Genomic DNA, 16,989 nt, shown 5'->3' with positions numbered 1-16,989 from the left:
TAACACATTGACTTGCTTATAATAAAATTAGATCTGGCGTTGATTTTTCTGGCTAGTCACGCGTAATGGTAAGACCTAGTTGGCAATTTACTAAATACCATGTTGTTGAATTAACTAGTCAGGTCAAGGCTTACTGTATGACTGACCATTCAACTAGGTTAACTGAAATCGAATGAATCTTTTTGACTACGATATGCCTCTGTCATGCGTCATTTTCGATTGTGACGGTACGCTAGTCGACAGTGAAATACTCAGCCAAAAGGCCATGGTTGACGTGTTTGCGCACTATGGCATCGTACTTGATTTACAGGAATGTTTAGATAATTTTCAAGGTGGCAAGCTCGCAGACATTTTGCTGCAAACTTGTGAGCGACACGGGCTCTCGATTTCGTTAGATGAGCTCGAACCGCTGTATCGTGAAAAGTGTGAAATGCTGTTCAAAACCCATCTGCAGCCGATTGACGGAGTGCCTGAGTTACTAAGCATGCTAGAGAATGCGGGAGTGGACATGTGCGTCGCATCCAATGGGCCCATTGAGAAAATGAAGATGTCGCTTGAGATGACAGGGCTGCTACCACATTTTGCAGGTCGCTTATTTAGCGCGTTTGATGCTAACAGTTGGAAACCTGCGCCGGATTTACTGCACTACTCTGCCATGAATATGGCTGCGCCAACGGATCAATGTTTATTTGTGGATGATACGATTATCGGTGTCCAAGCAGGCGTGAATGCAGGCATGAGGACTATATATTTGAACAGCGGTAAACGGGTTCAAATAGACCACCCTTTGGTAACATGCGTCAGGTCTATTAAAGAACTCCACGCATTGATGGCTCGTCTCCCTCTTTCTAACAGTTGGGCTTAGGCACTCACTTCCTCGCGCAATTTAAGACTAAACATTTTTCCTATCAACGTTATTGTTGGGTAACTAACATCCCATCAAGTAGCATTTTCTCCAAAATTTCCGCACCAGAACCCGATGCAATTCCAAGTACGTCGTCACTAAGCTCTGCCAAAGACTTGTCTTCAAAAACAATCTTTTGATCGACTGTTTCACCATCACTTGCAACACTCAAGGTTGCTTTACCACTCTCATCAGCCAAAGACACAAGATAGTCGCCAATGTTATCGTCATTCGCGCCTTCCAATAAGTCATACAGGCTGATGCTGTCCCCCTCAGTCACGTTAAAGTCGGTAATAATATCTACGGCAGGTTCATCAGCATCCCCACGAAGAAACGCGAACACATCTCCCCCTTCACCCCCAGTAATGGAATCGCTACCTTGACCACCAACGATCAAGTCATTCCCTAAACCAGCGTCAATGATATCGATACCCGCACCACCATAGAGATGATCATTACCTTCGCCACCAGCAAGCGTATCTGCTCTCGAAGAACCGACTAACAAATTGTCGTCAATACCACCGGTTAATTCGGTTGTGTTCACCAAATCACTCAAGTCTGTATTCGTGTTGTCCTGTAAACGAACATCCAACATGGTTTCCATGCGGATGCCACGATCATCTATAAGTACATAACTGAATGATTCGATCACATCAGTGGTAATGACATCGGTCATAAGTTGATAAACATACTCACCTTTCTCATGGTCATCAACGCTCTGACCGTAAATCGTTAGTGAACCATGCGGGGTTTCAATGACCATAACACCTTCGGTTGCACTGTACGTTGCCCCTTCAAAATTCACAGCGGTGAGCGCCCAACCATCAGATGGCAAGTGGGCATCCAGTAAATTCCCCTTAGCAATGTGGGCATCATTAATCTCACCGCTGAGCCCGGCTGTTTGTACATTGCTTATCTGTGCTTCTAATCGTGTATCGCTATCAAAGCGGATGGTGAGATTTGCCTGAGCTGAATTGCTGTTGCTGTCCCCTAAGGTATAAATGAACTCATCATCTGGAATGCTTGGTGCTTCTAGGGAGCCATGAAGCGTTTCAACAACAATATCCGCATGGTCTAAAACGATATATCTGAAAGAGGTTTCAGCAGGCGCATTGATGATGACGTCACTGCCTGTATAAGTCGACGATCCTTGACCGATCAAATCGCCCTGATCGTCATACAAATAATAATCAAACGTATCGTTATTATTCAGCCCACTTAGGGTAAACGTCGCTTGGTCAATCGCATCACCAAATCCATATGTCGTCGCAGAGTAATCACCATCAACAACAGCACCTTCGAAGGTAAAATGCCCTGCATGTAAATCTTCTTTATCGATATCTCTTAAGATTAACGTGCCCGTATCGAGGGTAATATGGGTATCATCACCTACTTGTGACATGACTAAATCACTAAACGAAACGGTATCAGTGGCATTTTTAACGACAATGCTGTCATTGCTGTTTTTGAACCCTTCCACCGTATCGGTGCCAGACTCAAACACCACCACATCAGGACCATTACCCAATATTAATGTATCATCTCCCTCGCCCCCAACCAGACGATCTCCACCTCTACCGCCATCCAGCGTATCGTTGCCACCATCGCCGTAGAGAATGTCTTTCCCATTTCCACCGGACAGAGAATCGTTACCCTCTCCACCGTGCAATTCATCCACGCCATTACCACCATCTATGGTGTCATTGCCGCCATACCCATAGAGAACATCGTCTCCATTACCACCGTCAATTTCATCATCGGTTATATTTTCAGGCGACGCATTATCACCGTGGTCTTCTTGATTCAGCAGTGTATCGATATCTAACCCTGCATTCGCATCACCACTGAGAAAAATATCTTGGGTCAGCCCAGAACCTAAAAATGTCACCCCATTGGATGTATCAAATGCCGTGTTCAACTCACTGGCATAAAATTGGGTTTGAACAGTGGATGTATAGGAATAACTGCCATCCTCATTGACGATCAACGAGCCGTGATCAGTCGTAATAGTCGCGACTCCGCCAGCGAGAAGATAGTCAGTACCTTGATAGCTCACTGAGGTCACCGCCACGGTGTCTGGTGATACGAGGATGTCAGCACCCGAACTGTCACTGTCATCTCCCGTGATAACATTACCCTTTACTGTCCCCAATGTGGCTATCTCATCATCATCATCGACTGCTACAATGTCACTGACACGAGTAACAGAAACGATAGCTGGGGCACTAGACGTATTTAAACCATCAAAAGCCTGAACGGAAAACGTCATTGATGTGATAGCAGAATCGATGCTGTCATCGTTAATCGTCGCTACGCCCGCTGCAGTGAGGAGCACTTGCGAGCCGCTCAACGTAAAGTAGCCGCTGTCGTTGTTGGCAAGCGAATACGTAAGGGCATCTTCATCGTCATCTGATGCGGTAAACGTCGCCACCACATCGTTTTCAGATACTGATTCTTCCGTCAGTTCATTTACCGTCAAACTTATCTCAGGCGCGTTATCGTTCACGCGATTGACAGTTATGTCGGCATCTGAACGGGCCTGATATTTTCCGTCATCCGCCACGACCGAAACAGTCAGGCTAATCACTTCAGCCACATCATCATTGATCGCCGCTACGCCCGCTGCAGTGAGGAGCACTTGCGAGCCACTCAACGTAAAGTAGCCGCTGTCGTTGTTGGCAAGTGAATACGTAAGGGCATCTTCATCGTCATCTGATGCGGTAAACATCGCCACCACATCGTTTTCAGATACTGATTCTTCCGTCAGTTCATTCACCGTCAAACTTATCTCAGGCGCGTTATCGTTCACGCGATTGACAGTCACTACTGCATCTGCAGATGATTGACGGTCGCCGTCATCCGCGATGACTGAGAAACTTATCGAACTCAATTCAGCGAGATCATCATTGATTGCGGCAACGCCATCGGCAGTTAACCTAACGTCATTATTAACAATCTCGATCCAGTCTGGGTTATCTGTCTGTAGACGATAATCAAGATCTTGATTATCAGCATCACTGGCAACGATTGTGGCAAGAATCTGCCCATCAACAACAGACTCTTCCATCACATCTGACAGATTGAGGGAAATGGTTGGATCGTTGTCATTAACCCGAAGCACACTCACTGACTCTGTCGCCACTGTGGTGAAAGTGCCATCAGAGGCTTGAACAGAAAGCGATATAGAAGACAGCGGATTAATCCCATCAAGATTAATCGCTGCGACACCTTCCGAGGTCAGGAATACTTCATTTCCCACCAGCTCAAAGTAGCGATTTTCATTGCCAGTGAGAGATAAGGTGATATCGTCGTTATCTTCATCCGTCACAGTTGCCGTCGCTACTAACGTAGACTCCGACACCTCTTCTTCTGTCAGCGCATTAAGCGTCAATGAAATTTCTGGCACGTTGTCATTGTCCCGACCCACTAGCAGTGTGTCAGTCGCCGTCGTTTGATTATCCCCATCCGATGCCATCACTGAAATCGACATGTTTCGAATGTCGAGTGCATCGTCTTGAATGGCGGTTACACCAGCTTCCGTTAGCTGTACTTGGTTACCAACAATAGTAAAATAATTGTCGGTATCATTTTGCAGTGAAAATGAAAGATCGCCACCATCCACATCCGAGGCACTGAACGTCGCGACGGTTTGACCTTCAGCCACGGTTCCTTCCGTCAAGTCAGTAGCGATAAGAGAAATGCTTGGCGCATTGTCGTTCACGCGGCTTACCACAACAAGATCAGACGCGCTTGTCTGAAAATCACCGTCGCTCACCGTCAAGTTCACAGCAATACTTTCAACTGACAGTGCATCATTATTGATGGCTGCGACACCTTCAGCGGTGAGTGTCACCGTCCCTTCTTGCAATGATAAGTAGCCGTTATCGTTGTTCGTCAGTGTAAAGGTTAGCGTGCTGCCATCGGCATCGCTTGCTGTGTATGTGGCGACCACCATGCCCTCTACAACAGACTCCTCAGTAATATCTGTCGCATTGACAGTCAGCGTGGGCACGTTGTCGTTCACTTTGTTGACGGTTACCGTGCCACTTGTCTGCTCGATCCAATCGCCTTCACTGGCTTCAATTGTCACCTCAAGCGCGTCAAGTCCGAGCTCATCATTGTTGATAGCCTCAACACCCGTTTGTGTCAGTACGACTTGGCCGTCATCAATACGAAAATAGCCCGCTTCGTTATTGATTAAGCTGAGAGTCAGTGAATCACCATTTGTATTGTTCGTGGTAATGGTGGCAACTGATTGACCTTCCGTCACCGACTCTTCGGTCACTGTATTTATTGTGGACAGAATAACTGTTGGGGAGCCATTACCCGTATCAGAATCAGGAAGCTCAGAGGAAGGTATCGTACCCGATGGTTCAGAAGATTCCGGTATCGTCGATGATGTCGGAGGAGCGTTGCTTGCAACATCAATGAGGGTATCTTCCCCTTCGTTACTCTCATTTTGATTAAGGCTATCGAGAAAAAAACGACGTAAGGTTGAGAGTGAGTTCAGTTGCGGCGCAGTAAAGTTATTCAAGGACAGAGATTCAACACTTTGCCCTTCTTCGGCCTTGGCATCTTTTAATAGCTCCCCCAAACTTGGGCGACCACTGCTCACGCTTTGAGTGACAACATTACCAGCCACAAAAAACGTTGCACTCGTTGCTGCCTCGCCTGCTGCAGGATCTGCCCCTTCGGAAGGGTCTTCTCCGTCTTCTACACCGCGACGCGCTGCAAGTACATCGCCATCTTGATTGGGTGGTGGTTCAAACAAAAAACCACTGTTTGGCCCAACATTGATTTCTCGTTCACCATTTTCTTTCAGGACAGCGCCACCGCGCTCAGTCACGAGAACTTCATCAGGCTTGAGTTCGGCATACATTTCAGCGACCCTCACGCTACCGTCAGAGGCAAAAATCAGCGCCTCGCCGTTTAGCTGTGTGATGATCAATTTACTCGCCATGCTTTTTCCCTCAGTACAACCCTTCTCTAGAACGAAAAACGTGGGCAGAACATCCTAGCCGCAGTTCTCCATAGATAACTGTAGCCCATAAATCTCGCATATGAGTCACTAGTCACACATTCAATATTCATACTAGGAATGAGAAAAGCATTAGAAGATGATATCGGTATCCAATTAACTTATTGATCACAAATAAAAAAGGGACGTATTAACGTCCCTTTTGCTGTCAGATACATTCTATGTGTCAGGGCATATTAAGGCAGAGTTTTCAGGCTGTTCTCATAGTCATCAAATCTCTGCATCACCGTCGCTTTCGCTCCGCCGGTCATTTTACTCACGGCAATAATGGCAACAGAAGCAAGAATAAACCCAGGAACAATTTCATAAATATCGAAGATACCACCTGAAACTTGTTTCCAAGCCACGACAGTCACACCACCTACTACAACACCCGCTAACGCGCCATTCCGGTTCATGTCTTTCCAGAACAAACTCAATAGCAACGCTGGGCCAAATGCAGCCCCAAAGCCAGCCCACGCGTACGATACGAGGCCAAGTACAGAACTTTCTGGATTCATCGCTAATGCCAATGCCACCGCGGAAAGGCCCACTACAGCAAAGCGACCAACCATAACCACTTCTTTAGTGGATGCGTCAGGACGGAAGACTTGTTTGTAGAAATCTTCAGCCAGCGCTGACGAAGATACGAGTAGTTGCGAGTCAGCCGTACTCATTACAGCGGCCAAAATCGCCGCCAATAATATACCAGCAACCACTGGGTGGAAGGCTGCATTGACCAAGTACATGAAAATAGTCTCACCATCGGCAAGTTCTCCACCAAGGTGTTGATCAACATACAAGATGCCCACCAAGCCAATCAGGATAGCACCTATCATTGATACCGCACTCCATACCACGGCTATACGACGCGCCGTGGTAATGTCTTTGTTCGTGCGTGTCGCTTGAAAACGCGCAAGAATATGTGGCTGACCGAAATAACCTAATCCCCAAGCAACAAGAGAAATGATCGCAATCGCTGACAGAGGCTCACCGCTAACGTCATTCCACAACGTCAGCAACTCCGGGTTCTTCGCGGCCAACTCACTAGGCAATTGAGTGAACGACCCTTCCATTGTGGCAATGGGAACAATCATCAGTGCAGCAGACATCAGCAAGCCTTGTACCAAGTCAGTCCAAGAAACCGCTAAGAAGCCACCAAAGAGGGTGTACGACACCACACAAACCGTACCAATAACGACGGCGACACTGTAATCAAGACCGAAAACCGTTTCGAACAGTTTGCCACCAGCCACTAGACCGGAGCTGGTGTAAAAAAGGAAAAATAGCAAAATGAAGAAGGCTGAAATGGTTTGTAATAACTTGGAGTTATCTTCAAAGCGGCGTGACAAAAATTCAGGGATGGTCAACGCATTGTCGACTTCAATGCTGTAAGTACGAAGCCTCTTGGCACATATCAGCCAGTTTAAGTAAGTACCCGCTAACAAGCCACCAGCTAACCATAGCGATTCCACGCCTGCAGCATAAGCGTAACCAGGTAACCCGAGCAGCAACCATCCGCTCATGTCTGATGCACCCGCAGACAAAGCTGCAGGCCAAGGGCCTAGCGAACGGCCACCCAAGAAGTAGTCTTCTGAGTTCGCTGTTCGTTTGTAGGCATAAACGCCAATACCAAGCATAAGAATCAGGTACACAATAAACGTGGCACTGATCGCAACGCTGTTTCCGATCATTCTATTTCCCTCAATACACGGGCACCAAAATCAGGCGCCCAATTCCGGTTGGATTTAATGTTCACCACTGCCGAGTTCCAATAACGTCGCATTGCCTCCTACAGCAGTGATGTTGATGGTACGCGTTCGCTCTGTAATAAAGCGAAGCAGATAGGTTGGCGACGCAATGAGAGGCAGTTGTTCTACGTTGCTTTCCGCTACGAACTGAACCAAAACCCCTTCCCGAGACGCCAAAATTCGGTTTATTTCAATCAAACGTTTTTCACTAGCAATGGCTGCAACGCCGAAAATGGGGGCTTGCTGCAATACGTCATCTAGCTTTTCAAATTCTGTTGTAAGCACAAGGCGATTTGGCGCACTCGCTTTCACCAAATCCGCCAATAATGCGTCTGTTTCATGGCGAAGCACGTTCGCTACCGCAACCAACGCACAGTTTCCTGCGACTAGCGCCGCGGTGAGTTGCCCAGCCAGTCCCGAGAGAGTCAACGACTCATCACCAGTGACCAAAAACAACCCGCGCCCTGCCGTATACAGTTCATTGGTTTCACCCGTTGGCCCCGGCATATCGTGCACAGGCTCGAGCAAGGTTTCTGCTTGCTGCAAATGGAAGCGGATCATTTGTGCGGCAAATGCAAAATCTCCACCTCGTTGACTCACGTTTTCAGCCCAAGCACCGAGCAATGCGCGACGACCGCTCACGCCAAGCCCATTCCATTCTTCCCATACCGACATGCTTTGTGCCGCCAAACGCTCGATATCCGTCATGTTCTTCATTCCTTGAAAGTTGTTCATGCGACCACCTCTTCTTTAGTGAAGCGATAGAGATAGTGCGGCCCACCCGCTTTTGGCCCCGTTCCAGATAAGCCTTGTCCGCCAAAAGGTTGCACTCCTACGACAGCGCCAACTTGATCGCGATTGATATAGCAGTTACCCACTTTTGCGCGTGCTTCTATGTGGCGGTAGGTGCTTTCATTTCGGCTATGAACGCCAAGTGTGAGGCCGAAACCGGCATGGTTGATATCATCAATCACGCGATCGAGATGATCCGCGTGATAACGTACCACGTGCAAAATCGGGCCAAAGTGCTCTTGTGAAAGCTCAGAAATACTGTTGATTTCGAACGCCACTGGTGCAATGTATGTCCCTGCACGTGTTTCACTGCTCATTGGCGCTTTAGCAATGAAAGTGCTGGTTTTAAACAACTGGTCGATGTGATTTTGAAGTTTCGATTGTGCCGCTTCGTCGATCACTGGGCCGACATCGGTAGCATGTAAGAAAGGCAAGCCAACGTGCATTTCTGCCATTGCTCCCTTGATAAGGCCAATCACACGCTCGGCAACGTCTTGCTGAACATATAACACGCGCAGCGCCGAACAACGTTGCCCCGCCGAGGCAAATGCTGATCGAACAACATCGCGTGCAACCTGTTCTGGCAATGCAGTGCTATCAACGATCATGGCGTTTTGACCGCCCGTCTCAGCAATAAAAGGCACTGGCAGTGCTTGGCGAGAAGCAAGGGTTTGATTAATGCGTTGTGCCGTCGGCGTCGAACCGGTAAATGCTACACCCGCGATACGCTCATCACCCGTTAACGCACTTCCGACCACCGCCCCCGTACCTGGCAGGAGATGAATAACGCCTGCGGGAATACCCGTTTCGAGCAAGAGTTCAATAGTACGAAAGGCAATCAGCGACGATTGTTCAGCGGGTTTAGCCACCACGGTATTACCCGTCACGAGCGCCGCTGAAATCTGTCCGATGAAAATTGCGAGTGGAAAGTTCCACGGGCTGATACAGGTAAACACACCACGACCTTCACGGTGAAGTGTCGCCTTGGTACCATCGAAGCGAGTAAAGTTCTGGCCTTCTTCCATCATTTTTTCCGCTTCTACTGGGTAGTAGCGAAGGAAATCGACCGCTTCACGCACTTCATCAATACTGTCGTGAATCGTTTTGCCCGCTTCGCGATGACAGAGTGCCACCAGCTCACCTAGATTCTCTTCAAGCTTATCTGCCAACAGAAGTAAGTACTTACCTCTTTCTCTTGCGCTAAAGGCTTGCCAGGTATCGACACTGTTAGATGCAGCCTCCAGCGCAGTATCGACGTCTTCTTCTGTCGCCCAACGGATTGAACCAACTTCAAGACGGTGATCATAAGGCGCAACGACAGTGTGTATGTCACCGAGTAAGCGTTCACCATTGATAATGGGGCCAGCTTTCCAGTGTGTGCTCATGTGCTGCTGCACGCATGCATCATAACGTTGCCATTCACTTTCAATATCAATGGCAACGCCCGATGAGTTTTTGCGGGAATCGCCAAATATCTCGCTTGGCATTGGAATGCGCGGGTTTTGAAGCGAAGGTCGCGAAACAAGCATATCAACAGGGTGCTGCGTCAAATCGCTGATTGGGCATCGAGCATCCACAAGGCGGTGAACAAACGAACTGTTTGCGCCGTTTTCTAGAAGGCGTCGAACCAAATAAGGAAGGAGATCTTTATGGTTGCCTACCGGCGCGTAAATTCTAACGGATTGCCCAAACATATCGTGGGCATGCGCATACAGGGCATCACCCATGCCATGCAAGCGCTGAAATTCATACTGATCATGGCGAGCCATAGCTGAAATAGCAGACACGGTTTGGGCGTTATGGCTAGCAAATTGCGGAAAGATTAAGCCGCAAATATGCTGAGACAAAAGAAAGCGAGCGCAAGCGAGATAAGCGACATCCGTCCCCTCTTTACGCGTATAAACCGGATAGCCTTGCAAACCATTCTGTTGTGACAGTTTGATCTCGCTGTCCCAATACGCGCCTTTCACCAATCGCATCGGAATAATGGTGTTGTTTTCACGCGCTAAAGCAGCGAGCCAAACAACCACAGGCAACGCACGTTTGGAATACGCTTGAACCACGAGTCCAAATTGCCCCCACCCTACAATGTCTTCATGAGTAAACAGCTTTTCGAACAACTTCAATGACAGTTCTAAACGATCGGCTTCTTCCGCATCAATGGTAATAGCGACCTTTAATGCACGTGCGCGCTTGAGCAATCCCAGCACCGTATCAAACAATTCGGAGAGAACACGCTCTTCGTTGGCGACTTCATAGCGAGGATGAAGTGCAGAGAGTTTGATTGACACAGAAGGCGCAGGTGCGCCTCCAACAGTTAGATGTTGTGACACAGTCTCAATGGCTTGCATGTAATCATTGAAGTATTTCTGCGCGTCTTGCGTAGTCAATGCCGCTTCACCCAGCATATCGAAAGAGTATGTGAAGCCTTTTTGGCGCTGTGGCTTACCATTGCCAAGCGCTTCGTTGATATCGCGACCCAACACAAATTGGTGTCCCATCACTTTCATCGCTTGATGCATGGCTTGGCGGATCACGGGTTCAGACATCTTGTTCACCAAACGGTTGATCACCTTGCTTGGTGTACTTTCTTCTCGCTCATCCAAGTTGACGACTTTACCCGTCAACATTAAGCCCCAAGTAGACGCATTCACGAAGAGAGAATCAGACCCTTTTAGGTGCGCTTTCCAATCTGCCACGCCGAGTTTGTCACGGATTAGCGCGTCTGCTGTTTTCGCGTCAGGCACGCGCATTAGCGCTTCAGCCAAACACATCAGCAAAATGCCTTCGCGGGTATCAAGACTATATTCAAGCAACAGTGCATCGATCATCTGAACGGCTTTTTTGTCCGCTCTCACACGTTCGATCAACTCGGCAGCACGCGATTGTGCTTCATCACGCTCTTGCGCAGAGGGAGTAGCCAAAGGAATCAGCGATTCCAATAGCTCACTCTCATCCACACAATAGTGCGACGAAATAGACGCCCACAGTTGTTTTGATGGCTGCTCAAGATAACTTGGCGCCAACACATCGGTCGCTTTCAACATAAGCAGATTCCTCTCTCCTATGACCACAACGCAGTGGCATATGTTACTAATATGTTAGATTAACGACCGATTCTAGGTAGGATGCGATGCGGAGTCTTTCAAAATTCTGCGGCATTATTGCAAAAAACTCCGATCATTAACAAACAGAGAACCGCAGCTTCTGTTGCCTGATAACAATTTGTTTCATATCTATTGATTTAGATCAGTCTTGCTGGCGGAAGCGAGAAGGGGAAATACCAAATTGACGAGAAAATGCAGAGGTGAATCCGCTCTGAGATGAGAAACCACAGCTGTCCGAGATCTGAGTGAGGTTCAGTTCACTACTGCGCAACAATTCTTGTGCAAGCTCAAAGCGTCGCATCAAAACGTACTGATGTGGCGTCATACCAACTTGTGTCTTGAACAGTTGGTGGAACTGACTCTCTGCCAAAAATACGGAACCTGCCATTTGCGCCACGCTGATCTTGCGGCTGATATGTTGACGAATATAGAGATCAATAATGTCCATATTCAGGCGTTGGCCATGACGGCGCGGGGCGAGTTGATCACGAAAATGCCGCTCCATCACACACAGCAAGGTGTCGGCACATGCGCGTCCCAAAAGCTTGTCATTTGGATTTGCAACCATTTCAGCGGTTAACGCTTTCACTAAGGTTTGTGCTTGGCTATCCAGTTGGAAGTACGCTTCTCTCGCGAACAGCGCATCCACTTTCTGTTTCATACTTAGCTCCCCTAACAACAGAGGCTCGGGGAGGTTTATCACCAGAATTTCATTGTGTCCTACACCGGAAAACGCATGAAGCTCAGACTCAGAGACCAGACACCCTTGACCTGGCCCGACAAGACTGCCGCGCCCAGAAAGCTCAAACTCTGTTTGGCCTTGCAACCCAATCACGACCTGACGGTAGTCATGCGCATGCAGCGACGGATGATTGGGAAGTGCCATGACTTGCGAGTGCTTAAATTCAGATGCCATAGAAATAATGATAGATGACTTAACAACTTGTCATTCTTACACGCAACACCTAAAAACGAGAAGCAAAATCACCACGGAAAGATGATCAAGAGATGCGTAAACTACGGGCAATGTCATTTTGATTCGATTTTTGTGCATGATCTCAACGAATGAACCCGGTTGATCAAGGTCAACATGACCCACTCATCGAACAATGACTCACCAATCTATATCTAACCGATTGAAAATAATTGGATTACCTGGCATTTATTGTCGATTAGGCATGTTTTACAATACTTGATCATGCTTTCGAGTTATTCCACAAAGGATCCAGCCATGATCATCGTTCCGATGAAAGCGATCCTTCCTGTTTCATCGTATCGTTAACCCACCCGCGGAATTAACATTATTTCTCACATCGTCAATAATATGACGCTAAATAATAATTTAACGCCAAACTATCCATTATTTCCATTTCATTAAGCAGTTAACGCGTTATATTTTTGGCGTCAACTAAATGTCACCGCTAATTATTGAGTTGTTTATCAAAATATAGATATTGATTAATAACGATAAGCATCAAATAATTAGTAACATGGACGAGCTAAATGACACTGACGTGTTAATCTAGCTATTTGGGACAACGCTTTTCTATTGAAATTCTGAGAATAAGCAAGGGACATATGAAAAGTAATCGCATCACCGCGTTGGTCTTCGCGCTAACACCGATTCTTCTTAGTGGTCAATCGCTTGCCAATGAAACCAATGTAGCAACCAATGACCCGGTCGTTGCTCTGGAACAAAAGCTAGCAGATAAAAGAAGTGAAATCGGCTCTCATGCTGAGAACCTCCAGACGCAAAGAGATAGACTGGACGCTTTACTTTCCGAACGTGAAACTTTGGCAACTAAAGCGATTGATTTGGAAAAAAGACGGACAATGGCGCAAGAACGTCTAGACGAACAATTCCGTCGCCTCATTGAAAATCCTGATACCGATCTCACGCAGTATAAAGATGATTACCAAGCTGCATGGAAAGCGGTAAAGGAAAATCAATCTTCGACACTGAGTAATGATCAAGCCGTCGCTGAACAACAACGCATTGTTGAAGGCGAAAACCGCCAGAAGCAATTGTTAGTCAGTTCGCTTGAAAATTTGCAAGAGTCGAAAAAAGAAGCACGCGTAAAGCGTCTTCGCCAAGAATTGACGTTTGCCGATACCATCGAAGTGGTACACACCATTACGTGTAGCGAGTCGATGACGTTAGCTGCATGTTCTAATCAGGGTAAAACCCTGACGATGCAGAAAGCCGTTAACACCTTTCAATCACACGTTTTAGACAAAGTAACGGAATCATCGACCGCCAAGCTGAATGCTAACCGTGTTTCGTTCAACATTCACGTGATGAACAGTAACGTTGTAGACAGTGGATTTAGCGGTAACAACCGCTACATCACGCGCTTGCAAGCTGAAATGCGAAGCAAACCTGACGACAATGCTGCATGTAAACTGCTTGATTTTGCAGAGCGCTACTGTGTTGATAAGTCGTTTACATCCGCAAAAGCGACGCCAAAACAGCAGGCTAAACGTTGGGTCAACGTAAAGATCCGCTCAAATCGCTTTGAAGATAATGTCACCATTAACGGCGTCACCTATGGCTCAACACCCGTTGAAATCATGCTACCAGCTGGTCAGCATCAACTGACGGTAGAAAAGCCTGGGTTTGAACCTTATAGCCGTCAAATGAACATGAACAAAGATTCCGTTGTATGGGCGAGTCTAAGGGAACAAGAGAACCGCCCAAAACCGGGAAAGCGATTCGCTGACAAGCTATCAAACAACCGTCAAGCTCCTAAAATGGTCGTTATCGGCGCAGGCCAGTATAACGTCGGTTTTGAAGCCAAACAGCCTGTGGTCGTTGATCAGCCCTTCTCTATCGCTGCAACGCCGGTCACGGTGAAGCAGTTTGGTGAGTTTGTTGCTGCAACAGGTTACGTGACGGAAGCAGAAGAAGGTCAAGGTTGTACCTCCCTTGTCAATGGCGAACCTAAACAGCTCCTCAATCATAACTGGCGTAAGCCGGGCTTTGACCAAGCAGATAACTCCCCTGTTGTTTGCATTACCCGTCAAGATGCCATCACTTACTCTTCGTGGTTAAGTAAACAAACTGGTTTCAACTACGCATTGCCTTCTGAGGTTCAGTGGGAAGTCGCTGCGCGTGCTGGTAGTGCATCAGATTTTTGGTGGGGCAACGACATCGGTGTTGGCAACGCTAACACAGGTTGGAGCGGTACCGCTTGGTCAAACAGAAGCACATCGCCAGTGGGCAGTTTCCCCGCTAACCCATTCGGCGTTTACGACACCGCTGGGAATGTATGGGAGTGGGCTGAAAGCCAAGCGCCAGTAGCTCGTGGTGGGGCGTGGAGCTTTTCTCCAAGCAGCGCACGCGTAGCGGAGCGCTTGGAACTCAAGTCCGACCTTAGCGCGAACTATTTAGGATTCCGAGTGGTAAGAAACATCTAGTCACTCACAATGACTAAATCATTGATGAAAGCCCGTCCCTAAATATGACGGGCTTTTCTTTTATCGAAGCAACGCAACGCAGACTCGCTATACCCTATCAGGCATGAATAACAAGACATCGTTATCGCGATCTTTCTCTCTAGATAAAAATAATTTCATCAATAAATCGCAAACTAGTCCATTCCCCCCATGTCCGACTTTCTAGTAACTCTGTATAGTCATTCGCGAACAGGACATATTGCAGTATGTCTCTGTTTAAACACTGAATTTACCTCGGTGTCCCACTTATTTTTCAATGTTATTACGCTGATAACGAGGAAATAAGTGGCTCTTCTACACGTCGTACAAGACTCGGTGATTAGTCACAGTGTTCTTGTCTTTACCGGCTTCTACGAGCCGGTTTTTTTTCGCCTAAAAAGCCCAAAATATGATACAGTCGCAATTAAATGTAAGAAATTACAATACATTTAATTTTAAGGCATATATCTAGTCACGATATGAAAAACCTCTCTCTCCCACCGCTAGCCTCCGTGTTTGAACAAATGCCAGGATGCTGGGGATGCAAAGACACCCATTCTTGCTTTGTTTACGTCAACAGCGAATTTTCTATGCTCGTGGGTGCCAGTTCTCCTGATGCCCTTATTGGCAAAAAGGGCACCGAACTATCAACGTCTCTCTCTGCTTTCGCTGACGCTTTCCAGCAGCAAGACACTCAGGTCATGGAAACCAAGCGATCCATGCGCATTCTCAATGTCCACCCCTATCCCGATGGCCACTGGCGTGCACATGTATTTACTAAAGTCCCTTGGTATGATGATGAGGGGAATGTAAGAGGCGTTCTATTACACGGGCAAGCTATCAATAACAACGCCATACTAGAAGTCGGACAATGGCTGTGCAAAGCCATAGAACATGAAACTGCGATACCTCCTCACAAGAAAGATCACCCAGACAGCCCTTCTCTAACACCACGAGAATCAGAAGTTCTCTTTCTTCACCTTTACGGCAAAAAACCTCAATTGATCGCTCAAATTTTGGGGCTATCGGTTAAAACCATCGAAAATCATTTTGCCAATCTCAGAGTAAAACTCGGCGCATCATCAAAAACAGAATTAGCCGACAAAGCTCTTGAATACGGCGTTGGCTCGCGTATTCCTGACTCCTTGCTTAAGCAACAAATGGCCCTTGTCATTTCCGAGTAGACGCATTCAGCTTTAATCACACTGGGTTTTCTGCACAAAAAAAGCAGCGTAAGCTGCTTTTCAATATCACGAAGGAACCTAGCTAAATTTATGGAGCGAGGCGTTCTATGTCCCAAGAGCCATCGTGTATGTCTTGATAAACAAATCTGTCATGTAATCTGTGTTCGCCGCCTTGCCAAAATTCAAATGAAGACGGCTTAACACGAAAGCCCCCCCAAAACGTTGGCACCGGCACTTCACCTTTCTCAAACTGTTGCTTGAGTTCCATGTATTTGCTTTCCAATGCAGTACGCGCAGTGATACGTTCACTCTGGCGACTCGCCCACGCCGCAAGCTGACTCTCTTTTGGACGCGACATAAAGTACTTCATCACTTCCAATTTACTTAACTTCTCAGCAGTACCGGTGATGTGCACTTGGCGCTCTAGTGGATGCCAAGGAAAGTGCAAGCTGATGCGCGCATTGTCAGCCAGTTGTTTAGCTTTGCGGCTACCGAGATTGGTATAAAAAACGAAGCCGCCATCATCTACGTGCTTTAACAGCACAATGCGTTGAAAAGGCTGACCATTTTCGTCAACCGTCGCCACTGTCATCGCAGTAGGATCGGGAAGCTTCGCGTCAATGGCTTGTTTGAGCCAGTGCTCAAAGAATTGAACAGGGTTTTCAGGCAGGTCTTTGCGTCTCAATCCGCCTTGGTTATATTCTCTTCGAATATCATACAAATCCATTGTGGTGCTCCGATTTCTGTTTTCATCATTTTGATGTGGCTGGTCTCTTTTCTCAAGAGAATTTCATGGCAT

Annotated in this window: 9 protein-coding genes; 3 read left to right on the top strand and 6 right to left on the bottom strand. The window is 47.2% G+C overall.

Features of this window, described 5'->3' with window-relative positions; genetic code table 11:
* Window positions 1-172: 172 nt before the first annotated feature.
* Complete coding sequence (gene yieH / locus LRP50_RS21820; RefSeq protein WP_274166550.1) at window positions 173-865, top strand: 6-phosphogluconate phosphatase; 693 nt, start codon at window positions 173-175, stop codon at window positions 863-865.
* A 49-nt stretch (window positions 866-914) separates the two neighbouring features.
* Here yieH and LRP50_RS21815 read toward each other — a convergent pair whose 3' ends face one another.
* From LRP50_RS21815 to LRP50_RS21795, 5 genes are all read right to left on the bottom strand, one after another.
* Complete coding sequence (locus LRP50_RS21815) at window positions 915-5,864, bottom strand: type I secretion C-terminal target domain-containing protein (protein WP_274166549.1); 4,950 nt, start codon at window positions 5,862-5,864, stop codon at window positions 915-917.
* 254 nt (window positions 5,865-6,118) lie between these two features.
* A complete protein-coding gene (gene putP / locus LRP50_RS21810; RefSeq protein ID WP_274166548.1) occupies window positions 6,119-7,615 on the bottom strand; it encodes a sodium/proline symporter PutP in 1,497 nt (498 codons plus the stop codon).
* Between the two features lie 54 nt (window positions 7,616-7,669).
* A complete protein-coding gene (locus tag LRP50_RS21805) occupies window positions 7,670-8,407 on the bottom strand; it encodes a delta 1-pyrroline-5-carboxylate dehydrogenase (RefSeq protein WP_274166547.1) in 738 nt (245 codons plus the stop codon).
* Entirely contained in the window at window positions 8,404-11,511 is a 3,108-nt protein-coding gene (putA, locus tag LRP50_RS21800) for a bifunctional proline dehydrogenase/L-glutamate gamma-semialdehyde dehydrogenase PutA (RefSeq protein ID WP_274166546.1), read from the bottom strand. Before putA ends, LRP50_RS21805 begins: the two co-directional genes overlap by 4 nt.
* Window positions 11,512-11,713: 202 nt before the next feature.
* A complete protein-coding gene (locus LRP50_RS21795; protein ID WP_274166545.1) occupies window positions 11,714-12,487 on the bottom strand; it encodes a helix-turn-helix domain-containing protein in 774 nt (257 codons plus the stop codon).
* A 662-nt stretch (window positions 12,488-13,149) separates the two neighbouring features.
* Here LRP50_RS21795 and LRP50_RS21790 point away from each other — a divergent pair.
* Together LRP50_RS21790 and LRP50_RS21785 are read left to right on the top strand one after the other, a co-directional pair.
* On the top strand, window positions 13,150-14,988 hold the full coding sequence (locus LRP50_RS21790; RefSeq protein ID WP_274166544.1) for an SUMF1/EgtB/PvdO family nonheme iron enzyme: 1,839 nt from the start codon (window positions 13,150-13,152) through the stop codon (window positions 14,986-14,988).
* A 497-nt stretch (window positions 14,989-15,485) separates the two neighbouring features.
* On the top strand, window positions 15,486-16,190 hold the full coding sequence (locus LRP50_RS21785) for a helix-turn-helix transcriptional regulator (RefSeq protein ID WP_274166543.1): 705 nt from the start codon (window positions 15,486-15,488) through the stop codon (window positions 16,188-16,190).
* A gap of 88 nt (window positions 16,191-16,278) precedes the next feature.
* Here LRP50_RS21785 and pdxH read toward each other — a convergent pair whose 3' ends face one another.
* Complete coding sequence (pdxH, locus tag LRP50_RS21780; protein ID WP_274166542.1) at window positions 16,279-16,917, bottom strand: pyridoxamine 5'-phosphate oxidase; 639 nt, start codon at window positions 16,915-16,917, stop codon at window positions 16,279-16,281.
* Between the last annotated feature and the right edge of the window lie 72 nt (window positions 16,918-16,989).

The organism is Enterovibrio gelatinilyticus (assembly GCF_028683095.1).
Classification (GTDB): Bacteria; Pseudomonadota; Gammaproteobacteria; order Enterobacterales; family Vibrionaceae; genus Enterovibrio; species Enterovibrio gelatinilyticus.
This window is presented reverse-complemented; position numbering and strand designations above follow the sequence as displayed.